The following is a 23,582-nucleotide window of genomic DNA, read 5'->3' as shown; positions in this document are numbered from 1 at the left end:
TCAACAAATATATTGGCTAAAGGGAGGTCATGTTAAGTCCGTAACTCCATCATTCTTAAGTTGTTCTAAGTATTTAAATGGCGGATTTTTCATTTCAAATCCCAATTGTAAAGCTAGCTCGGCCGCTTCATTATATTCGCTTGAGCTAATATTTATTTCATATTCCGAAAGATGGTCGCACAATATTTCGAACGCAAGTTTTGCTTCGCCGTTATTAACGTAATCCAAAACCCCTTCAATCAGGATTTTATTAAGTCTATCTGAGAACTTCTGTATAAGGGAGATGATTTTAATGGTTGTCATATAAATGCTCATTTAATTGGTGTTAGCGGAGGAATGGGGGCGCTATCGGGAAAGGCTGTGATTACTGTACCGGTCGCAGGCTGAAAAACAACACGAATACGGACCCCGTCGCGTGTCTCAAACGCCACCCACTTTGCGGGATCACCGCGACGCGTATAAATTCCTCCAGTTCCAGTTTGTGCGTACCATGTTGTCGTGGGAGATGTGGCGATATCGCCAACTTCATGAACGATCTTATCGGCTTCCCAGGACTGAGGGAATACGCTTTTCCCCGGTTGTCCAGGCCACATGTGCCCCCCGCTCCCAGGGCCATCTCCATATAATATGTGCTTCCTGGCTTCAGGTGAGAGTATATCTACATAATTAGGGGCATCATTTGTTGCTCGGGTGGCTTCCCCTGGTCGAGGCGATTCCGTTAAGGCGGTCTTAGAGCCGCCTGCAATGATCTTTTCTCCGCCCTTGAAAATTAGAGTCTGTAAACCAAGCATCCCCAGGTCAACAGCATCTTGCGCGAGAGGGTTCCAGCCGTCAGGTCGCTGTGGATTGAACGATGCAAGCACTTGAAGGCCTTGCGTTGACGTATAGGGACTGGTCAACTCTTTCACGCCGTCTTGCACCTGTCCATAGGACAGCGTGGCCAGTCCAATCCCAAGCGGAACTCCGAGACATGATATTCCTGTTTCGGGGCAGAGCAACGCTGCCCCAGCAGCCACTTGATAGCCGCCTACCGTGCCTAGAGCTCCACCGACTGCACCTACGGCCCCTTTAGTTCTATTGACTGCCTCTTCGTGTGAGGTGCGCAAATCAGTAGCGGACGCAAGAAATCCATATTCCTCGAACGCACCTGTGTTTTTGATTGTGCTTAGCTCGGATTGGTAACCAAGCCCGTTTGTTTGGAGCTGCTTCAATGCTGCGTACTGCGGATTGTCGGTTGGTACCCCATCTGCGCAACGGACATATGCGCAAGCAGCTGCTGTGAGTCGGTACTGCTCTTCCTCAGATTTTCCTTCTTTCAGTCGCTCCAGGGCTTTTGCTTCTACCTGATGCAATTGCCGATTATTAGCGTCTTCATTGAATGCCGTTGCCGCACCTGCCGAGCCACCGACTGCCGCTCCTATGCCAGCCGCTAGTCCGGCACCGACCGCCTGCTTCACGCCTTCGGGCAAATTTTTTGTAAGTTCATCAATGCGCGGAGCCGCGTAGGCTGCCGCGCCTGAGCCCAAAGCTCCCTGGACTCCACCGCCTAGCAGCCCCATCGCCGTATGGGCAGCCACACGGTATTCACCGCCTTCGTCCCACTTGGCGGCCTCATCCTCTTTGCCCTGCAAGCGCAATTGCGTGGCTTTCGTTGAGGCATAGTCCCCCACTGCCTTACTCGCCTGCTGCCCAAACGTCGCCGTGATCTCGGCCCCGGCACTGACCTGCTGCTGCAATTTCTGCCCATCCCAGCCCTTGACCAGGCCATTGGCGTTGTCGCCAGTGAGCACATCGCGGTTTAGTGCAGCCAGCACATCGCTGACGCTCTGGCCGGTCTTGGCCTGTTGGCCGGCCTGGTCGGTGATGACCAACGTGCCGCCGCTGATGCCGCTGGTGGTCAGCGAGGTGTCGCTGCCGCTCTTGCTGGAGTAGCCGGCGCTTGCGCCTTGCGCACCGCTGCCCTGGTTTTGCCAGGACCAGTTGCTGCCTTGATTGGTCGTCGGGGGCGTCTGGGTCTCGGTCTTGGCGCCGTCCTTGCTACCGCCGGCGGCGTAGCCGCCGGAGAGGCTGATGCCCTTGGCCTCATAGCTGCTGGTGTTGGTGATGTCGCTCACCGTCAGCGTGCCGGTTTGCAGACGATTGGTACCGGCATCCACGGCCGCCTGGGTGCTGGCGATCACGCCGCCCTTGAGGTCGGTGTTGCCGCCCACGCGGATATCGAAGCCGCCATCGCCGGCCTGGATGCCGCTTTGCTCGGTGACGCTGGCGAAGTCGCCGTTGACCTTGTTGCTGCTGTAGCTGGCGCTGGCACTGAAGCCCACCCCGAAGGTCACGCTGCCGCCCACCGCCTTGTCCTTGCTGGCGTAGGTACTGGTGTCCTGCAGGCTCTCGATGTTGAGGTCGCCGCCGATGTCGGCCAGCACCGTATCGGCCGAGAGTACCGCGCCCTTCAGGGTGGTGTCGTTGCCGCTGATGATGGTGGCGGTCTTGCCTGCCGACAGGTGGCTGTTGCGCTGGGTAACGTCTTCGCCGTCCGCCTTGCCGCGCGAGCCGCTGGCGCTGGCGGTGATGCCGGCAGCAAAGCCGTCCGCACCATAGGTCACCGCCACGCCGATCGCTGCACTCTTGCTCTTGCTGGTGCTGTGTTGTTCGAAGGTGTCCTGGGTCGCTTCCAACGTGATGTTGTTGTCCGCAGCCAACAGCAGGTTGTTGCCGGCCTTGATGTCGCTGCCGCGCACCAGGATGTTGCTGTCTTCGCCGCCACCGGTGGCGATCAGGTTGACGTTGCCACCGGCCTGCAGGGTGGAGCCCTTGGCGGTAGCGCTACGCTGCTTGGTCTCGCTCTCGCTCTGGCTGCCGCCCACGGTGACCGAGATGCTGACATTGGCCGCCTGGGCCGCGCCCTTGGCGGTGTCGGCATTCATGACACTGCTGGCGGCCTGACCAGCGCCATAGGCGCTGTAGGCCGCAGACGCACCGGCCAAAGCCTGCATGCGCGAGTCGCCCTCGGCCTTCTTGCCGGCGTCGGCACTGCTCATTGCTGCCTGGGCCAGATTGAGCGCGGCCGCGCTCAATGTCACCGACAAGCCGCCTTGCTTGAACTCGGTACGCTGTTCGCTGCTCGAGGTGTCATGGACTTCGGTGATCGCGATGTCCTTGGCCTTGGCTGTGATGTCGCCCTGCAGCGCCATCACATCGCTGCCGGTGATCGCCAGTTTGTTGCCGGCGACCATGGTGACGTTGCCCTCCAGGCTGCCGACCGTGGTGCCGGTGTGGCTCACATCGGCGATGTCGGCCTCGGTCTTGACCGTCTGCTTGCCGATGGTGAAGCCGATGCCGCCGCTACCGAACAGGCCGGTTTTGACCGTCTTCTTGTCGTGCGCTTCGCTATGCGTACTCTGCGCCGTCTCAAGGGTCAGGTTGTTGCCGGCCGCGAGCACCACATCGCCGGTGCCGACGATCTGCGTGCCTTGCGAGAGCAGATCGTTGCCTGCCGCGACAGAGATCTGCTCGCCGCTGAGCGAGCTGGTGATTGCCAGGCTGTCGTGCGTTTCGTCGTGCGTGGTGACGGTCTTGCCGGACAGCGCTTCCTTCTTGCGAACCTCCTTATCTACCACCGCATCATGCTGCTCCTGCGTGGCCAGCAGCTTGATGTCGTTGCCGGCCGCAAGTGCGATGCCGCCGCTCTGGCTGGCCGCTGCGGTGGAGGCGAGGGTGAGGTCGCGGCCGGCTTGCATCACGATATCGCCGCCGGCACCGAGTTGGGTACCGCGCACGGTTTCGTCGTAGGTCGCAGTGGCCAGCGAGTTGCTCTTGGTGACCGTGCTGCGGTCGTGCGAGCTGCTGTCCACTGCAGCCTGGCTGTTGATGTCGCGCCCGGCTTGCAGGGCCAGGGTTTTGCCTGCGCCGACCTGCGCGGCAGTCAGAGTGAGGTCGTTGCCGGCTGCCAGCACCACGCTGCCCGCGCCCTGCACGGTGGTGCCGAGGTGGGTGGTCTCGCTGCTGCGCTGGAAGTTGCGGTCGTTGGCGGTGGTGTCGGTGCTGTTGGAGAGCGTTTGCGTACTGAGGTTGAGGTTGTTGCCTGCCACCAGCTGGGTGACGCCGTCGGTGCCGGCGTTGCGAATCTGCGCGGCCTGCAGGTTGACGTCCCTGCCAGCCACCACCGACAACACGCCGTTGCCGTTGGTGCCGGTGACATACAGGCCGGCCACACGTTCGAGCTGGGTGGTGCTGTACTGGTGGTAGCCGCCGCCGCTGAGTGTTTCCACGGTGGAGGCAACGGTGATGTCGCCGACGGCCTGCACGCTCAGCGCGTCGACGGCGGTGACGCTGGCGCCTTCGATGCGGATGTCGCTGGCCGAGCGCAGCCCCACCTGGTTGCCGCTGATGCTGCCGCCCAGGTGTTCGATGCGGCCGGCGTCGATGGACACCAGCTGGCGGCCGGCGATGGTGCCGGTGTTCTTCAGGCCACCGGCAAGGGTGACATCGACATTGGCGCCGGCCAACAGTGCGCCGCCAGCGTCAAGATCGCCGGGACGCAGACGCAGATAGACCTGCGGCACCAGCGCGGTGGTGGTGGTGCCGTCGGGCAGGGTGACGGTCTGCTCCACCAGCCAGACGATGTCGCTGGTGAGCTGGGCCATTTGCGCCTCGGTCAGCGCCACGCCCGGGCGCAGGTTCCAGGCCTTGCCGACGGTGGCGCCGGCATCCAGCAATGCCTGGTACTGCGCTTCGTCGCTCTTGTAGCCCTCTAGAAAACGCCGGCCGGTGAGCTGGCCGATCTGCTCGCGCACCAGTTTTTGCTCGTAAAAGCCATCGCCCAGGCGCTTTTGCAGCGCATCGGCGGAATAGCCCATCTGATTGAGCAGATAGTCCGAGCCAAGCCAGCTGCGGTAGTCGGCGAACTGCGGGTCGGTTTCGACCAGATAGCTGCCGCTGGCGGGCCGCAGCGTGAACAGGCTGCCGGTGGGCGCGCGCGTGTCGGGCGTGCCCATGGCGATGCGGTCCGGCGATCCGCCGGCGGCATCGACCACCCGTGCGCCCGTCACCGGCCCGCTGCTCCCGACGCCACCGACGCTGTCGGCACCGCTCTGTCCTGCGGTCTGCGTTGCCGCAGCCAGCGCACGGTCGGCGGCGTTGGTCGCCACGCCACCCGGGCCGGCGATGCCGCCCATGCCGGTGCCGGTGGGCGCTGTTTGCGACCCGCGGATGTCGAGGTTGGCAACCGCAGCGCCATCGCGCACGTTTGGTGCGTCGCGCCCCTGGTTGAGGTTGCTCACATCGCCGACATCGATGCTCAGCGTGCCGCCGCTGGTGAGCTGGCTCCCGATCTGGCCGATCTGCTCGGAGATGGATGGATTGCTCCAGCTCCGGGTGGTGCCGTTGTAGGCGGTAGTGACGTTGTTGAAGCTATGCGTGCGGAACAGGGTGTAGGCGAGATTGGTGATACTGGCTGTACGCGTCAGCCCGGTGATTGCCAGATCGCCGCGAGCGGCAATACGTGCGTACTCGTTGCGCAACGCATCGGTGCCGATGCGCATCGCACCGCCGGCCTGGATGACCGCCTCTGGTCCGGCACCCGGCTGCAGGACATCTTCGACCACGGTGCGGGTCGCCATGCGATAGCGCTCGTTGTCGTTGAGCCTGCCGCCACCGGTGCCCTGTGGATTCATCAGGATGTGATCGGGATCTGTATAGGCGAACTGCGCCCATAGCTGCACGCAGTCGGTGGTGCAGGTGCCGTACGCATTGGAGTAACTCAACGTGTCGCTTGCGTAACGGAACGCGGGGGAGCCGGGCTGGATCTGCGACAGCTCGCGGAAAGGGTCGTCCGCACCGGAGGCGACCTGATCCGGGTTGACCTGGTTGTCCTGGCGGCCGGTGTAGTAGATGGTCAGCGTGCCCGATTGCGAATTCAGGCGTGATCGCTCGCCCGTGGCTTGATACATGCCGCCGCGTGCGAAGAAATAGGCGCTGGTCTGTGGCGTGACGCGGATGACCGCGCGCCGCACCTGGTAGCCATCCGGGGTGATGTAGGGAGTGTCCTCCAGGATGTCCTGGGGATTGAGGTAGTACACCTCGGAGGCGGCGTAGTTGCTGGTGGAGCGGATATTGGAAGTATCGTTTTCACCGTTGTTGCGCCAGGTCGGCTGATCCAGGCGCACCGGAGCCAGGGTGGTGGTGGTTTGAGTGACCACTACGTTCTGGCGGATATTGTTGATGGTGGTCGCTTGCAGATCGAGATCGCCGGCCACGTCGATGACCGAGCCCAGGTTGTCGATCTGGCGTGCGACGCCGGTGGCCAGTCGATTGCCATCCAGTCCACCGCCAATGGCGGCATCGCCATCGCTGTAGATCAGGCTGCGATCGGTATTGGTCAGTTGACCGACACCCAGGTCCAGGCGCTCGCGTGCGGCCACGGTGGCCACCCGGGTGACGCCGGCAATGGTCTCGGCTCGGTTCTGCAAGGCGCCTGCGGCGATCGCGACGTGATCGCCATACACGCGTCCGGTACCGACGTTGTCCAGCGTTGCCGCCTGCAGATGGGTGACCGCGCCGTCGATCAGGCCGCGGTTGACCAGCTGGCCGCCGGTGGCGATGTGGGTGATGCCCTGGCTGGTGATCTGCCCGTTGACGGCGTTGTCTACATTGCGCGCGGTCAGGTCCAGGTTGCCGGCACGCAGGATGCCCTGGTTGGAAAGGTCGCCCTCGGTGTGGATGGCCAGGGTGCCGTTGGCGATCATCTCGCCGGTGTTGGTCAGGCCCTCGCGCAAGGTGAGGGTGAGATTGCTCTGCGACTGCACCTGGCCATCGCCGCCGAGGTTGCGTGCGGTCACGCTCTGGTTGCCGTCGGACCGCAGCAGGCCTGCGCTGTTGGCGACTGCATCGGCCCGCATGTCCAGGCTGCCGCCAGAAGAAACCTGGCCGCCTGCATTGTTGAGCGATGACGTCAGTTGCAGGTTGCCTGCTGCGTCGGTGATGACTTGCCCTTGGCGGTTGTCCAGCGATTGCGCCTGCAGCTGCAACTGTCCGGCCTGCAGACCCAGTGTGGCCCCGCTGCGTGTGTTGCGGTTATCCACGGTCGACGCATTCAAGGTCAGCGCGCCGCCTGCAGCGACCAGACCCGATTGGTTGTCGAGCGCACCGCTCAAGGTCAGGTCGACGTTCTGCCCCGCCTGCAGTCGGCCGCCAACGTTATTCATGGTGGTGCCGTTGAGCGCGAAATTGCCTGCGCCGCTCAAGGCGCCGGCGGCGCTGTTATCGACGTTGGCGACCGTCAGGCGTGCATCGCCTTGCGCAAACACCGCACCGCCGCGGTTATCCAATGCACCGCCATCCACCTGCAGGCGGCCGCTGGCGAGAATGCCGCCATTGCTGCCAGAGCCGGTGTTGGTAATCGTTTGGCCATTGGTCTGCAGCAACAAGGCTGCCTGCGACTGCAGTCGCCCGCCGGCGTTGTTGAGCGCGCCGCTGCGGATATCCAGCATGCCGATCTGGCTGCCGATGGTGCCACCGGCGTTGTCCAGCAGTTGCGCCCGCGTGTCGACCAGCGCGCTGCCGCCAATGATGTTGCCGGCGCGGTTGGAAAGACCGGCCGATTCCAGGTGCAGTGCGTTGGTCGCCTGGATGGCTCCGCCGTTGTTGCCGATGGCGTTGGCGGTGACGAGCGTGAGGTCGGTGCCGGCGATGACGTTGCCGGCCGTGTTGTCGAGGGTGGCGGCATCCACGGCGAGCGCCCCTGCGCTGGACAGCACGCCCTGCGTGCGATTGTCGAGCAGACCATCGACGTCCACCTGCAACAGGCCGCCTGCCGCGTGCACGGTACCGGCTTGGTTATCGATGCTTGCAGCGGCGACGTGCCCGTCACCAGCCAGCAGGATCTTGCCCCGCTGGTTGTGCACGGCCTGGTCGATGTTCAGCGTGGACTGCCCCGTACCTGCCGCCTGCAGTGTCCCCTGCGTATTGATGAGCGTCTGTGCGCCAAGCGCCAGCACACCGTTGCCGCCGATCGTGCCGCCGGTGTTGTCCAGCGTGTTGCCAACGCTCAGCCGCAGCTGCTGGTCGCCGCTCGCCGACAGTTGGCCGCCTGCGGTGGTGAGGTTGCCAGTATCCACCGCAATGGTGCGTGCAGCAGTGGTGGCATTGCGCAGATCGGTGCTCTGGCCGGTGACGTGCAAGGTGCCGTTACTGATCAGCTTGCCCGCGTTGCCGGCGAGTGTCTGTGCATCGATCTGCAGTTGGCCGGTGCCTGCGTGCTGGATCGTGCCTTGCGTGTTGTCCAGCAGATCGCTGGTCAGCGACAGGTCGCCATTGCCTGCAACGGTGCCGCCGGCATTGTTCAGTACAGTGGCGTGGAGGGCGCTCGCAGTGCTGCCACTGGCGACGATGCGTCCGCCGCGGTTGTCCAGCGTTTGTGCCTGCAGCTGCACGCTGTCTGCGCCGATGGCCGCGTCACGGTGATCGATCGTGGTTGCTGCCACCGACAGCGCGCCGCCGGTCACGATGGTGCCCTTGCTGCCGTCCAGGCGTGTGACGGCGATCTCCAGTCCACCGCTGCCCGAGTGGCTGAGCGTTCCGTCCTGATTGATCAGCCGGTCTGCACCCAGGTGCAAGGTGCTGCCGTTGCTGGCAATGCGGCCGTTTGCATTGTCCAGTTGCCCGTTGATGTCCACACGGCCACCGGCGCTGCCCGCGGCGACCAGGGTTCCGCCGCGGTTGGACAGGGACGCGGCCTGCACGGCGAATGCGCCATTGCCGGCGATGGTGCCGCCATCGTTGTTGAGCGCACCGGTGAGGGTCACGCGCAACGCATCGGTGCCGGTCGCACTCAGCTGCCCGCCTGCGGTGCCGAGGTTGTCGGCATCGACAACGATGCGCTCGGCCTGGGTGCTGCTGCCGGTACCCAGATCGATGTCACCGCCGTCCAGCTGCAGCGTTCCCAGGCTGAGCAACTTGCCGCCTGCGCCCTGGAGCGTATCGGCGTCAACGTTCAAGGTGCCGGTACCGGCATGTTCGATGGCGCCGGCACGGTTATCCAGCGTGGCCGCATGTGCGGTGAGGTTGCCGCTGGCGGCGAGGCGGCCGCCCTGGCTGTTGTCCAGCAGGTTGCTTGCATTGACCTGCAATGCAGCGCCATTGGCGGCAACGACCGTGCCGCCGCGATTGATCACGCTGCCGGCTTGCAGCTGCACCGCGCCATTGCCGGAAATGGTTCCGGCGCTGTTGTCCAATGCGCCACCCACGACCAGCGTGACGGCTTCGCTGCCTGCCGCCAGGAGCGCGCCACGCTGGTTTTCGACAGCACCTGCAGCGATGTCGATGCCTGCATTGCTGGCAAGATTGCCATCGCGGTTGTCCAGGGTGTCGCGCACGGTCAGGCGTAGCGCCTGGTCGCCCAGCGATGTCACACGGCCGCCCGCAGTACTGAGTGCGTCCGCATCGATGCCGATCTGCTGGGCGGACGTGACGCCCTGCGCAAGATCGATGCGCCCGCCATCGATTGCCAGCGCACCATTGCTGATCAGGCGCCCTGCGCGACCCTCCAGTGCAGTGGTATCGATGGCCAGCATGCCATTGCCGGCCTGCTGAATCTGGCCGCCCGCATTGCCTAGCGTGCCAGCGCGAATGCCTAGATCGCCATTGCTGGCGATTGTGCCGTCATCGCCGTTGTCCAGCCGGTCGCGCACCTGCAAGGTCGCCCGCTGGTTGCCGGTCGAGAGCAGCGCGCCGCCGCGGTTATCGACGCTGGTCGCCTGCAAGTCGAGCTGTGTGGTGCTCACCGTGGCATTGCGATGGTCCACCGCGCCTGCGCGCCAGGTGAGCGCGCCCGGTGTGGCGATGCTGCCGCCGGCACCGGACCAGTCCTGCGCCGACAACGTCAGACCTTGCGTTCCGGCATGTTCGATGCGGCCCTGCGCATTGACCACTGCCTGCGCGCTGAGTTGCAGCGCTGCGGCATTGCTGGAGATCACGCCGCCCTGGTTATCCAGCAGCCCGCGCACCTGCCAGGCTGCCGCACCACTACCGGCATGACGCAGCTCACCGCCGCGGTTGCTCAGCGACTGTGCATCCAGGCCCAGCGTATTGGCCACCGTGAGGCGGCCCTGGTCATTGACCAGCGCGCCAAGCTGCAGATCCGCATCCCCATAGACGGCGAGCGTGCCGGCGCGGTTGCTCAGATCGCCGCGCGCGCTGAGTGCGGACACGCCCAACCGCCCGCCACTGTTGTCCAGCCCATTTGCGGCAGACAGCGACACCGAGCCACCGCCATTGATGCGGCCACCATCGTTGTCCATCAGACCCGAGACAGTCAGCGCGCCTGCGGCGAGCGGCGCGATGCCGGGCGCCGGCCCGCTGACCGGAGGCGTCGTGCCGCCATTTCCACCATCGGTGCCGCCGGTGTTCTGATTGCCGTTGCCGCCGTTGCCGCCGTTGCCGCCGTTGCCGCCACCGGTGCCGGGCGTTGCGCCGTCGCTTGGCGCGACCGCGGCGATTGCGCCGATGCTGCCATCGGCACGGTTACGCACACTACCGGCATTCAATGCCAGTGCCTGCACGCCGGTCTGCTCGATCGTGCCGTTCTGGTTGCGCAATGCCGCTGCATCGATCTGCAGCCGTTGCGCATTGAGTACGCCGCCGCTGTTGTCCAGGTCGGCCGTTGTAGCGACGCGCAATTCGCGCGTGGCGCTCAACGTGCCTGCATTGGCGATACCGCCAGTGGCGGTGATGCGGGTGTCTTGCCGCGATTGCAATGCACCGGTGTTTTCCAGCCGGCCGTCTACCGTGACGACCAGTTCGCCGGCCTGCGCGCCGATGTTGCCGGCATTGCGCACACCGACGCCTTGCTCATTGCCCACCAGCCAGATCTTGTTGGCAAACATGCCGCCCAGCGCGCCGACGTCCAATGCGAAGGTTGGCGCCTGACCGGTGGCGGCCTGCGGCGCGACACGCACTTGATCGGCGCTGACCACATTGTTGCCCAGGCTGGCCTGCAACTGATTGGCCCAGATGCCGGCATTGACCTGCAGCGAGCGGGTGATCAGGTCGGTGTAATCCGCGCCGCTGGTATCCAGGCCAGCGCCGCCCACCTGGATGGCGCCGCCGGTCACGCGGTAGCCTTCCAGCGCCCCGCCGGAGAGGATGGGCGTGCCGGTGGTCAGCGTCACCCGGCTGGCGTTGAGGAACCCGCCGCCGTCGATCTGGATGCCGGACGGATTGGCAATGATCACTTCTGCGCGGGGTCCGGCGACTTCCACGTACCCGTTGAGCCGGCTCGCCGGCCCGTTGACCTCATTGAGAATCACCCTGGCGCTGCCGGTGGCCAACCACGGGTTGCCCTGTACCCAGCCGCCCAGTTGGGTCTGGGTCTGTCCACGCGCATTGTTGAGGATGGCGCCTTCGCGGCCGACGTCGAACTGCGAGTAGCGGTTACGCGAGACGCCCGCTGCCGACGGCGTGGTGATGTTGACCATCGGCACGCCATTGGGGGCGGTCAATACCGTCGGGCGTTCGCCGCCTGGCGCAGCCGGATCGGCCACGATACGGCCAGCCGACTGCGCCTGAGCGACGTCGACCACACTCACCAGGCCAAGGGCGCACCACAGCGCAAACTGCAGCGGCTCCATGGTGAGCCTGTGCGCGCGCGCAGTGGCGCCGCCGGCGCTGCCACCGGGGGCACGTACCACTTCGGATGCCACTTGCCACACGCGCAGGGCGCGGTTGAAGACCAGACGATAGACGCGATTCATGTCACTAATCCTTGTGGAATATTCAGTAGCGCCAGGACAGGCTGAAGCCGAAGGTGGTGTAGTCGGTCGGGAAATTCGCGGGTTTTTCCAGCGCTGAGCCGACAAACCCGTCCAGGGAGAGGTGTTGCCATCCTCCGCGCAGGCCCAGGCTCATGCCGGCCAGATGGTCGCCGCTCTGAAAGCGCGCGGACTGCCCGCCGATGTGCCCGTAATCGGCGCCCAGATACGTTTCGAGCCCGCCGCCGAGCGCCAGGCTGAGGTCATTGCGCAGCGACCAGCCACGGTCGCCGCTGAGCGTCAACTCGCCATCGAACCCGCGCACGGTAAAGCGCCCACCGATCGCAAAGCGGTCCTGCGGCGCCAGTGGGGTGCGGTTCCACTGCGCGCGCCAGGAGGCGCTGTAGCGCAGACGTTGCCCACCAAGCTGGAACGGCACCGCCAGCTGGGCATCGGCAACGATGAGTTTCATGCGCGAGGTGCCTTCGAGCGGAATCGACGGATCGAAGGCGTTGGCGAGTTCTTCCGGCGCGCGCAATGCATCGAACGCACCGGTACCGCGCCGATAGGCGACGCTCGCATCCAGGGTGACCTTGCCGAGGAACTGGCGGTGGTTCAGGCCCAACTCCCAGCCGGCGGTGCGCCGCCGTTGCACCTGGATCTCGGTGTCGTCGATGGCGCTGGTGGACTGCCGCCACCAGCCACGCCCATATGCCCCGAGCTTGAGCGTGGCATTGCGAAACAGCAGGCGATCGATGCGCGCTTCGGCATTGCGACTGCGCCCGCTGTAATCGTAGGTCTCGATCGCGCCGGCGACTGCCTGGCTATAGTCGTAGGAACTGGCAGTCGCGCCGAAAAGCCAGTAGCCGTAGGGAATGTCGTAGTGTACGGTCCAGCTGTCGGTGTCCTTGCCGGCACCGTTGAACACCCCCTTGCCCAGGCTGACGTAGAACAACTCGTTGAGGCCGAGGGGATTGTCGAGCGACAGCGTGCCGTTGGCCTGGAGTCTGCCGGTGGCCTCGCTGCCTGCGTCGTCCAGGCTCAGATTGACGCGAACGCGCGTGCGTTGCTGCCAGGCAACGACCAGGTCGCTATCGCCGGGGCCCGCGCCCTGGCCTTGTGCCGGTGCAATCTGGATATCGGCGGTGACGGTGGGCACGCGCTGCAAATTCTCCAGGCCTTGTTCGATGTCCCGCAGATTGAGCAGGTCACCACTGCGTGCGGGCACGGCATTGGCGATGGCTGCATGCGCGGAAGCGGGTTCGCTAAAGCGGGCAGCGTTCACACGGCCGGGAACCAGGGACAGGGTCAACGTGCCGCTGGTGAGATCCTGTGGGGCGGCCAGCACGCGTGTGGTCACATAGCCACGCGCGATCACCGCGTTCTGCATCCGCTTCATCACCAGGTTGATGCCGTCGGTACCCAGGCAACGACCAGTTGCCGGGTCCTGAGCGGGATCGGCGGCCTTCACGGCCCAGCGAAATCTCTCTGCGGCCGGGCCATCGAGCACGATGCGCTTGATCCTGAAGCAGGGTGACTCATTGGCTGGCAGGCGCGCAACGCCGTCTGCAGGTGCGCGCTCCAGACGCACATCCGGCCGCGCCTCCTGTTGTTCGCGCAGCGCGCGCTCACGTTCTTGCTGCCGCAACAATTCCTGCGCAGCGGGATCGACGATTTGCTGTGCAGAGACCTGGGCCGCCAAGGCCGCAAGACACGCAATGCACCACGAGGCGCGCATGCGCACCTGTCCTCTTCTGCCTGAATCCATGTCCGAATGACCGCCCTACGTGATGCACTTCGATCGACGCGCCTGCGCCGCCCCTAACGATATTTTAATGCACACGGCAGAGCTTGCCTGTAGGAAAAATCCTGACCTGCTATTGCGAGGGGTGATACGAGCTTGTGGAAACGTCTGGACTGGAGTCCCGGAAAAATGACTGACAATCAATTAAATATTTAATATATCCATATTCTCTGAACAAATTTTATTGAATTGGTTCGTTTTATTTATTGAAATTCCCTTGTGCATTTCTTCGAATAACCCGTACCTTGGTTTATCGATTGCCTTCCCTGCAGCCCAACGCAACGCGAGCTGATCTGCGCAAATCGCTCCGCCACCAGCATCCGCGGACTGCTGATCGCGTGCTGGCGCAGCGCTGATGACTGCAACAGGTATCTGCGTGTTCGCGCCTGTCCGCGGGTGGCGTGCCCCCCACGCTCCGTGCCTGGACAGGCCGGGCTGGCTTTACAGTGTCACCGGCTTGACTTGCGAGTTGCGATAGCCACGCTGAAAGAGACGATCGGCGCGATCCCCGTCGTGCTGGGCGGCTACGTGATTGCGTTGATCGTCGGCGGGCATGGCGCAGCACCGATGTTCATGGTGGTCTTCTGGGGCTTGAAAGGATTGTGCGTTGCAGGCCACCAAGCCGTATGGATCGTTTCGGCGGCCCTGGGCATACCTAGCGTGGCGTACCTGCTGTTGCTGGCATTACAACCAGGCACGACGGATTCGAAGGCGCGTGCCAGGCGTGTGCCCCTTATCGGTTTGTACCTGTCCTGGCTGCTGCCAACTGCGAAGGCCGCTGCCGAGGAGGGAGCCGGTTTCATTGCAATGTTTCCGATCGAGATCATCGCGTCGCTACCATTCAGATCGCCATCGCGCGTGCCCTGTATCGATCGCTTGGTGCTCATTCCGATGCGGAGTGAGCAGCAGCGTGCGGTGCACTGCAGTCATTGCATGCTGACAGTGTGAGGCGTTAGGGGGCATCGCACCTTGGTAGAACTCTACGTCCTCGGCCAAGGTGGCGCTCGTTAGCCGCTGGGCAACGTGTCGGGATAGCGCGTGCCATCACAGCAACGCAGTGGCTTGTTGGGTTTTCGTCAATTCCACCGACACATGAAATTCGCAACGGGGGTGTTTGACTGCATGGGTCAAGAATCGTTGCGGAGTTGCGCATGAGTGCAGTCACGGTAGGCAGGATCGTCCCGGTGTCGCGCGGGGCGGGGGCGATCCGGGCAAGGGTTGGACTGGTGCGCCGTAAGGCTGCGCCAACGACATTACAGCGCTGCGTACAGCGCATGGGGTCTTTCATCACGGCGCGTTCGCGCGCCGTTGCCGGCTAGGGGGCGCCATGCGGATCTGTGTTCTCAATGACGCAACTGTGGCGTCCAGCGGGCTGGAGCAACGCTGCGCGGCTGCGCACGATGCCGGCTGCGACTACGTGGTAATGGCAGCGCCGTTCGCGCGCGATGCGGAAGGCCGGTTGATGGAGCCTACCGGCGGAGACGACGCGCACGCCGGGCGTCTGCGCCAGGCCGTGCAGGCCGCGCAGCAGGCCGGCGTGACGCTATTGATCGATGTGCGGCTGGACGAGGTTGGCGGTGCCAGCACCGTGGTGCGCGACAACCCGCAGTGGTTCCGGGCGCGGAGTACCGCGGTGCCGGACCCGCGCCAGCCACGGGCGACGCCCGAGGTGGCCGAGGCACGCTTCAGCTATGCGCAGGAGGGTGCGGCCCTGGTGGAATGGTGGAGCGCCCGGCTGCTGGAGTGGGCCGGGCAGGGCGTGGGTGGTTTCCGCTTGTTGCAGCCGCAGCAGGTGCCGGCACAGCGCTGGCGCGAGTTGATTGCGCGGGTGCACGCGCAGGCGCCGGAGGTGGTGTTCGCCGCGTGGACGCCGGGTCTGGGGCTGGAGGCCTTGCAGCAGCTGTCCGGCGCCGGCTTCGACGCGGCGTTCTCTTCGCTGGCCTGGTGGGATGGGCGCGGCAGTTGGTTCTTTGAAGAAGACATGGCATTGCGCGCACTGGCAGCGCAGGTCGTGGCGGTGCTGGATGCGCCCGACGGCAAGCGTGCCGCAGCGCCGGAGCAGCACTGGCAGCTGGCCCAGGCGTTGGGTGGTGCCTGGCTGCTGGACGAGACGCAGCTTCACGCCTTGCCGCAGTCCCTGCGCAGCGGCGACCGGCTGCCGGGCAGCAATGTCGGCCTGCGGCTGCGTCCGCTGCTGCGCGAGGCGACCGGGCTGACCGCGGTGGCGGTGGAGCCTCTGGACGGCCTGCCCTCCTTGTTATTGATCAATGGCGATACGCGGCATGTGGTGCCGGTGTCGGCCTTCGACCTGTTGCGGCTGCTGGGCGATGCCGAAGCGTTGGTAGCCGAAGATGGGCGCACCCTGTCCGGCACCACGCTGGACGCGCTGGAGCCGGGCGAGGTGCGGGTGTATCGCAGCGTGCCGGCACGGCATGTGCTGGCGGTGCCGCGCATGCGTCCGCGTGCGCAAACTGCCGCCGCTTGGCCGCGGGTCTGCATCGAGTCGGTCACGCCGTCGGTGGATAACGGCCGCTTCCCGGTCAAGCGCACGGTCGGCGACCGTATCTGTGTGGAAGCCGATGCCTTCTGCGACGGGCATGACCGCATTGCGGTGGCAGTCCTGTGGCGTGCCGCCGATGCCAAGCGCTGGGCCAGCGCACCGATGCGCGCACTGGGCAACGACCGCTGGCGCGCGGAGTTCCCGCTGGAGCGCATCGGCACCTACGAATTCCGTGTGGAAGGCTGGCGCGATGTCTTCGCCACGCTGCATGCGGATCTGGAGAAGAAGCGCGCTGCCGATACGGTGCTGCCGGTGGACGTGCAGGAAGCCATTGCGGTGGTCAGGGCGGCGCATGCGCGCAGCGAAGGCGGCCTGGCAGCGCAGCTGCAGGACATCCTCACCCGCATCGGCGCGCAGAGCGAGCCGTTGCAGCAGCTGGCCATCGTGCTGGAGCCGGAGACCGCGCAGGCAATGGCGCTGGCCGACGACAAGCCGTTCCGCTCCGAGTATCCGGTCACCTTCCGGGTGGAATCGGAGCGCCGTGCGGCGCATTTCGCCAGCTGGTACGAATTGTTTCCGCGCTCGCAGAGCGGCGATGTCAACCGGCATGGCACGTTTGATGACGTCATCCAGCGGCTGCCGCACATCCGCGCCATGCACTTCGATGTGCTGTACATGCCGCCGATCCACCCGATCGGCGCGAAGAACCGCAAGGGCCGCAACAACGCGGTCACCGCCGTCGATGGCGAACCGGGCAGCCCGTATGCGATCGGTGCCACCGATGGCGGCCACACCGAGGTGCATGCCGAACTCGGTGGGCTGGACGGTTTTCGTCGCCTGATCCAGGCCGCGCGTGCGCAGGGTCTGGAAGTGGCGCTGGATTTTGCGATCCAGTGCGCACCCGACCATCCATGGCTGAAGGAGCACAAGGACTGGTTCACCTGGCGTGCGGACGGCTCCATCCCGTATGCGGAAAATCCGCCGAAGAAATACCAGGACATCGTCAACGTCGATTTCTATGCCAGCGGTGCGGTGCCGGAGTTGTGGAACACGCTGCGCGATGCGGTGCTGTTCTGGGTCAACGAGGGCGTCACCCTGTTTCGCGTGGACAACCCGCACACCAAACCGTTCCCGTTCTGGGAGTGGTTGATTGCCGATGTGCGTGGGCGTCGCCCAGATGTGGTGTTCCTGTCGGAGGCCTTTACCCGGCCGAAGATGATGTATCGCCTGGCCAAATGCGGCTTCTCGCAGTCGTACACCTATTTCACCTGGCGCAACCACAAGCACGAGTTGCAAGAGTATGTGCAGGAGTTGAACGAAGGCGTGCCGAGCGAATGCTTCCGCCCGCACTTTTTCGTCAATACGCCGGACATCAACCCGTTTTTCCTGCAGACCAGCGGGCGCAACGGGCATCTGATCCGGGCGGCGCTGGCGACCACCTTGTCGGGGCTGTGGGGCATGTACCAGGGTTTCGAACTGTGCGAGGCCACGCCCCTGGCACCGGGCAAGGAAGAGTATCTGGATTCGGAAAAATTCCAGCTGCGCGCCTGGCCCGAGCGTGCGCCCGGCGATATCGTCGAGGAGATCACCCGCTTCAACCAGCTGCGCCGCATGCATCCTGAGCTGCAGTCGCATCTGGGCACACGCTTCTACCAGGCACATAACGAGCAGGTGCTGTACTTCGGCAAGTTCCTGGGTGCCGGGTACCTGTCACGTAGCCGCACGATGGTGCTGGTGGCAATCAATCTGGATCCGCACGCGGGGCAGGACGCGGATATCGAAATCCCGCTATGGGAGTTGGGCCTGCCCGACCACGCCAGCGTGGCAGTGGAAGACCTGTGGGACGGCCATCGCTTCGCGTGGCATGGCAAACACCAGCACATCCGGTTAGAGGCGACGCGGCCGTTCGCGTTATGGCGCATCCGCGCAGGAGAGGTCGCATGAATGCAGTTCCCGCTTTACAGGCCGACGCAGAACAGTCGGCGGTGGTCGCCGACCAGCTGTGGTACAAGGACGCCATCATCTACCAGGTGCACGTCAAGTCGTTCTTCGACTCCAACGATGATGGCATCGGCGACTTTCCGGGATTGATCTCCAAGCTGGACTACATTGCCGAGCTCGGCGTGGACACCATCTGGCTGCTGCCGTTCTACCCCAGCCCGCGCCGCGATGACGGCTACGACATCGCCGAATACATGGCGGTGCATCCGGACTACGGCAGCATCGAAGATTTCGAGCAGCTGGTGGCGCAGGCGCATGCCCGCGGTATTCGCATCGTGACCGAGCTGGTGATCAATCACACCTCCGACCAGCACCCCTGGTTCCAGCGCGCCCGCAACGCGCCGGCCGGCTCGCCGGAGCGCGATTTCTACGTGTGGTCGGACACCGACCAGGAATACGAAGGCACACGCATCATCTTCTGCGATACCGAAAAATCCAACTGGACCTGGGATCCGGTGGCCGGCCAATACTTCTGGCATCGGTTCTATTCGCATCAGCCGGACCTGAATTTCGACAACCCGGCCGTGCTGGAGGCGGTGCTGGAGGTGATGCGCTTCTGGCTGGACCGCGGTGTGGATGGCCTGCGCCTGGACGCGGTGCCGTACCTGATCGAGCGCTCCGGCACCTCCAACGAGAACCTGCCGGAAACGCACGCGATTTTGCGCAAGATCCGCGCCACGCTAGATGCCGAATACCCGGACCGCATGCTGCTGGCCGAAGCCAACATGTGGCCGGAAGATACGCAGCAATACTTCGGCCAGAACGCCGACGAATGCCATATGGCGTTCCACTTCCCGCTGATGCCGCGCATGTACATGGCGATCGCGCGCGAAGACCGCTTCCCGATCACCGACATCATGCGCCAGACCCCGGAGATTCCGGAGAGCTGCCAGTGGGCGATCTTCCTGCGCAACCACGACGAGTTGACGCTGGAGATGGTCACCGACTCGGAACGCGATTATCTGTGGCAGACCTATGCCGCCGACCGCCGCGCACGCATCAATCTCGGCATCCGGCGCCGGTTGGCGCCGCTGCTGGAGCGCGACCGCCGCCGCATCGAGCTGATGACCTCCCTGTTGCTGACCATGCCCGGCACGCCGGTGCTGTATTACGGCGATGAGATCGGCATGGGTGACAACATCCATCTGGGCGACCGCGATGGCGTGCGCACGCCGATGCAGTGGTCGATCGATCGCAATGGCGGCTTCTCGCGCGCCGACCCGGCGCAGCTGGTGCTGCCGCCGGTGATGGACCCGCTATACGGCTTCCAGGCGGTGAATGTGGAAGCGCAGATCCGCGACCAGCATTCGTTGCTCACCTGGACCCGCCGCGTGCTCAGCGTGCGCAAGCGCTACCAGGCTTTCGGCCGCGGCACGCTGCGTTTCCTGTACCCGGGCAACCGCCGCATGCTGGCCTACCTGCGCTGCTACCAGGACGAGACGGTGCTGTGCGTGGCCAACCTGTCGCATACGCTGCAGGCGGTGGAGCTGGATCTGTCCGAGTTCGAAGGCCGCGTGCCGGTGGACATCATCGGCGGCGGCAGCTTCCCGCCGGTCGGCCGGCTGACCTATTTGCTCACCGTGCCGCCGTTTGGCTTCTATGCCTTTCAGCTGGTCAGCGAAGGCACCTTGCCGGATTGGCACGTGCCCAGCCCGGTGCCGCTGCCGGATTACCGCACGCTGGTGTTGCGCAGCGATACCGACGAAAGCAACGCCTTGCTGCCGCATCTGGCCACGCTGGAAAGCGAGATCCTGCCGGCCTGGTTGTCGGCGCGGCGTTGGTTCTCGGCCAAGGACCAGGCACTCACGCACGTGCGCATTTCGCGCCGCACGCCGCTGCCGGGCGATGAGCCGATGAGCCTGCTGGAACTGGACGTGGAGCTGGAAGACGGCCACCACGAGTGCTACATGCTGCCGGTGGGCATCGTGTGGGAGCGCGAGCATCCCAGCACGCTGGCCGAGCAGCTGGCATTGGCGCGCGTGCGCCAGGGCCGCGAGGTGGGCTATCTCACCGATGCGTTTGCGCTCAAGCCGATGGTGCGCGGGGTGATCGATGCCTTGCGCACCAATGCGACGCTGGACTTCTGCGATGGCGACGATCCTTCGCAGCAAGGCCAGGTGCGATTCGAAGCGACGCCGGCGCTGGCCAGCCTGGAGATCCCGGACGACCCGGACATCCGCTGGCTGTCGGCCGAACAGAGCAACAGCTCGCTGGTGGTCGCCGACAAGGCGGTGTTCAAGCTGCTGCGGCATGTGGCCACCGGTGCCAACCCGGAGATCGAGATCGGCCGCCGGCTCACAGAAATGGGCTATGCCAACGCTGCGCCCTTGCTGGGCAGCGTGAGCCGCATCGATGGCCAGGGCACCGTCACCACCATCGCGCTGTTGCAGGGCTTCATCCGCAACCAGGGCGATGCCTGGCGCTGGACGCTGGATCATCTGGCGCGCAGCTTCGACGAATACGCCACCGCGCAGACCGATGAGGCCCGCGCTGAAGCCATTGCCGGGTATGACGCGTTCGCCGCGGTGGTGGGCAAGCGCCTGGCCGAGTTGCATGAGGCGCTATCGCGCGCCACCGACGATGCCGACTTCGCCCCGCAGCGCATCGACCTGCCCACCGCCAACGATGTGGTGGCAGGCGTGGCGCGGCAGGTGGAAGAGATGTGGGAGACCGTCAACGCCCGCCTGGCTGCCAGCGAGGAGCCGGCCGAACGCGAAGCGCTGGACGCCATTCTGGCGCAACGTCCCCAGTTGGACGCGCTGCTTTCCCAGGCGCCGAGCGTGCTGGCCGATTCGCTGCTGACCCGCGTGCATGGCGACTTTCACCTGGGCCAGATCCTGGTGGCCTTCGACGACGTGGTGCTGATCGACTTCGAAGGCGAGCCGGCCAAGCCACTGGCCGAGCGGCGTGCCAAGGCCAGCCCATTGCGCGATGTGGCCGGCTTCCTGCGCTCGCTTGATTACGCCAGCGAAGTGTCGGCGCGTGGCGAGGAGGGCACGGCCGCGCGCGCCGGGGTGGGCGTGGACACGCATCTGGACGAATTCCTGGTGCAATTCCGCCGCCGCTCCACACAGGCCTTCCTGGACGCTTACCATGCCGTGCTCGACGCCAGCGCCCATCCGTGGATCGCGCCGGCGGCGTTCAATGCCGCCACCTTGCTGTTCCTGGTGGAGAAGGCCTGCTACGAAGTGCGCTATGAAGCCGCCAACCGCCCCGGCTGGTTGATGGTGCCGATCGAAGGGTTGCGACGCATCCTGCAACGCGCACGCGCCGGTGCAGGAGACACATGATGAGTGGAGTAATGACAGCAGTGAGTAATCGATGGGATCCCGGCGTCATCCGCGCCCTGGCCGACGCCCGCCACGGCGATGCGTTCGCCGTGCTGGGTGCGCATCCGAGCGACAGCGGGCGCGTGTTGCGCACCTATCTGCCCGGCGCCGAGCGCGTCAGCGCGGTGCTGGACGACGGCCAGGCAATCGCGCTGGAGGCCGGCCCGGAGCCGGGCCTGTTTGCCGGCGACCTCCCGGCGCAGGGCGGCTACCGCCTGCGGATCGGCTGGCCCGGCGGCGAGCAGGACACCGCCGACCCGTATGCGTTCGGGCCGCAGCTCAGCGACTTCGACCTGCACCTGATCAGCGAAGGCCACCACCTGCAGCTGGCCGATGCCTTGGGTGCCAACGTGGTGGAGGTGGACGGCGTGCGTGGCACACGCTTTGCGGTGTGGGCGCCCAACGCCTCGCGCGTGGCCGTGGTGGGCGACTTCAACAGCTGGGATGCGCGACGCCACCCGATGCGGCTGCGCCACCAGTCCGGCGTATGGGAGCTGTTCGTGCCCGATGTCGGCCCCGGAGCACATTACAAATACCAGCTGCGTGGCCCGCATGGCCACGAGTTGCCGGCCAAGGCCGACCCGGTGGCGCGGCGCGCGGAACTGGCGCCGGGTACCGCCTCGATCGTGGCCGACCCCACGCCGTTCCAGTGGAGCGACGACGGTTGGATGGCCACGCGCGCGCGCCGCCAGGCGCACGACGCACCGATGAGCATCTACGAGATCCATGCTGGTTCCTGGCTGCGCGAAGAAGGCGTGGACCTGGACTGGGACGGCCTGGCCGACCGGTTGATCCCGTATGTGGCCGACATGGGCTTTACCCATGTGGAACTGATGCCGGTCACCGAGCATCCATTCGGCGGCTCGTGGGGCTACCAGCCGCTGGGCCTGTTCGCGCCCACCGCGCGCTTCGGCTCGCCGGACGGCTTTGCCCGCTTTGTCGACCGCTGCCACCGCGAGGGCATCGGCGTGCTGGTGGATTGGGTGCCGGCGCACTTTCCTACCGACGCGCACGGCCTGGCGCACTTCGATGGCACCGCGCTGTACGAACACGCCGACCCGCGCGAGGGCTTCCATCGCGACTGGAATACGCTGATCTACAACCACGGCCGCCGCGAGGTGTCCGGGTTTCTGATCGCCAGCGCGCTGGAGTTCCTGCAGCGCTACCACGTGGACGGCCTGCGCGTGGATGCGGTGGCCTCGATGCTGTATCGCGACTACAGCCGCAACGCAGGTGAATGGGTACCCAACATCCACGGCGGGCGCGAAAACTACGAAACCATTGCGTTCCTGCGCCGGCTCAATTCGGTGGTGCGCGAGCACACCCCGGGCGCGGTGATGATTGCCGAGGAATCCACGGCATTTCCCGGGGTGACCGCCGACGTGGCGCATGGCGGCCTGGGCTTCCACTACAAGTGGAACATGGGCTGGATGCACGACACCCTGCATTACGCCGGGCTGGACCCGATCTATCGCCGCTACCATCATGGCGAGCTGACCTTCAGCATGGTCTACGCGTATTCGGAGCGTTTCGTGCTGCCGATCTCGCATGACGAAGTGGTGCACGGCAAGGGCTCGCTGCTGGGCCGCATGCCCGGTGACGACTGGCAGCGGTTCGCCAACCTGCGTGCCTACCTGGGCTTCATGTTCACCCACCCGGGGCGCAAGTTGCTGTTCATGGGCTGCGAATTCGGCCAACCCACCGAGTGGAACCACGACGCGGGCCTGCCGTGGCACTTGCTCGATGAAGCGCGCCACCGTGGCGTGCAGACGCTGGTACGCGACCTGAACCGTCTGTACGTCGAATACCCCGCGCTGCACACGCAAGACGATGATCCGTCCGGTTTCTCCTGGCTGGTGGGCGACGATGCCGCCAACAGCGTGGTCGCCTTCCTGCGCAAGGGAAAACGCGGCGATGCGCCGGTGCTGGTGGTGATCAACTTCACCCCCGTGGTGCAGCACGGCTACCGCATCGGTGTGCCGCAGGGCGGCCAGTGGCGCGAAGTGTTCAACAGCGACGCCGGCCTCTACGGCGGCAGCAACCTGGGCAACGGCGGCCGCGTGACGGCCGAGCAGCAATCCATGCACGGGCACGCGCAATCGTTGCCGTTGCTGCTGCCGCCGCTGGGCGCCATCGTGCTGACCCCGCAGGGCTGATGCCACGCGGAGCACCTCACCGAGCGGAGCGCGCAATTGGCAGGCTTG

7 protein-coding genes are annotated in these 23,582 nt (G+C 65.0%); 4 read left to right on the top strand and 3 right to left on the bottom strand.

The genetic code is table 11. The features are described from left to right. Positions 1–27 precede the first annotated feature (27 nt). From A7D17_RS23920 to A7D17_RS04505, 3 genes are read right to left on the bottom strand one after another with little or no spacing between them, the layout of a single operon-like run. Positions 28–315 (bottom strand): MafI family immunity protein, encoded by a 288-nt coding sequence (locus A7D17_RS23920; RefSeq protein WP_204377350.1) that lies wholly within the window; start codon positions 313–315, stop codon positions 28–30. Then, the gene (locus A7D17_RS04510) at positions 312–11,747 is read right to left on the bottom strand and encodes a hemagglutinin repeat-containing protein (protein ID WP_082861733.1); all 11,436 of its coding nucleotides are present in this window, start codon (positions 11,745–11,747) and stop codon (positions 312–314) included. Before A7D17_RS04510 ends, A7D17_RS23920 begins: the two co-directional genes overlap by 4 nt. A 22-nt stretch (positions 11,748–11,769) precedes the next feature. Next, positions 11,770–13,512 carry a ShlB/FhaC/HecB family hemolysin secretion/activation protein gene (locus A7D17_RS04505; RefSeq protein ID WP_064508010.1) on the bottom strand — a complete coding sequence of 581 codons (1,743 nt, stop codon included), beginning with the start codon at positions 13,510–13,512 and terminating at the stop codon, positions 11,770–11,772. A gap of 453 nt (positions 13,513–13,965) precedes the next feature. Between A7D17_RS04505 and A7D17_RS04500 the strand changes: the two genes are divergently transcribed. The 4 genes from A7D17_RS04500 (at position 13,966) to glgB (ending at position 23,534) form a co-directional block, all read left to right on the top strand. After that, positions 13,966–14,496, top strand: a complete 531-nt coding sequence (locus A7D17_RS04500) for a hypothetical protein (protein ID WP_161946524.1) — start codon at positions 13,966–13,968, stop codon at positions 14,494–14,496. A 379-nt stretch (positions 14,497–14,875) separates the two neighbouring features. Beyond that, entirely contained in the window at positions 14,876–17,992 is a 3,117-nt protein-coding gene (locus A7D17_RS04495) for a maltotransferase domain-containing protein (protein ID WP_064508008.1), read from the top strand. Continuing rightward, complete coding sequence (gene treS, locus A7D17_RS04490; RefSeq protein WP_064508007.1) at positions 17,989–21,339, top strand: maltose alpha-D-glucosyltransferase; 3,351 nt, start codon at positions 17,989–17,991, stop codon at positions 21,337–21,339. Before A7D17_RS04495 ends, treS begins: the two co-directional genes overlap by 4 nt. Positions 21,340–21,359: 20 nt before the next feature. Beyond that, positions 21,360–23,534, top strand: a complete 2,175-nt coding sequence (gene glgB / locus A7D17_RS04485; protein WP_193395311.1) for a 1,4-alpha-glucan branching protein GlgB — start codon at positions 21,360–21,362, stop codon at positions 23,532–23,534. The last annotated feature ends 48 nt before the right edge of the window (positions 23,535–23,582 follow it).

The sequence above is a fragment of the Xanthomonas floridensis genome (assembly GCF_001642575.1).
GTDB classification, from domain to species: Bacteria; Pseudomonadota; Gammaproteobacteria; order Xanthomonadales; family Xanthomonadaceae; genus Xanthomonas; species Xanthomonas floridensis.
The sequence above is the reverse complement of the archived record's forward strand: the minus strand, read 5'-3'. Positions and strand labels throughout refer to the sequence as shown.

Coding starts and splice junctions, on each gene's coding strand:
- A7D17_RS23920 (WP_204377350.1), bottom strand. CDS start 315: ATGAGCATTTATATGACAACCATTAAAATCATCTCCCTTATACAGAAG.
- A7D17_RS04510 (WP_082861733.1), bottom strand. CDS start 11,747: ATGAATCGCGTCTATCGTCTGGTCTTCAACCGCGCCCTGCGCGTGTGG.
- A7D17_RS04505 (WP_064508010.1), bottom strand. CDS start 13,512: ATGGATTCAGGCAGAAGAGGACAGGTGCGCATGCGCGCCTCGTGGTGC.
- A7D17_RS04495 (WP_064508008.1), top strand. CDS start 14,876: ATGCGGATCTGTGTTCTCAATGACGCAACTGTGGCGTCCAGCGGGCTG.
- treS (WP_064508007.1), top strand. CDS start 17,989: ATGAATGCAGTTCCCGCTTTACAGGCCGACGCAGAACAGTCGGCGGTG.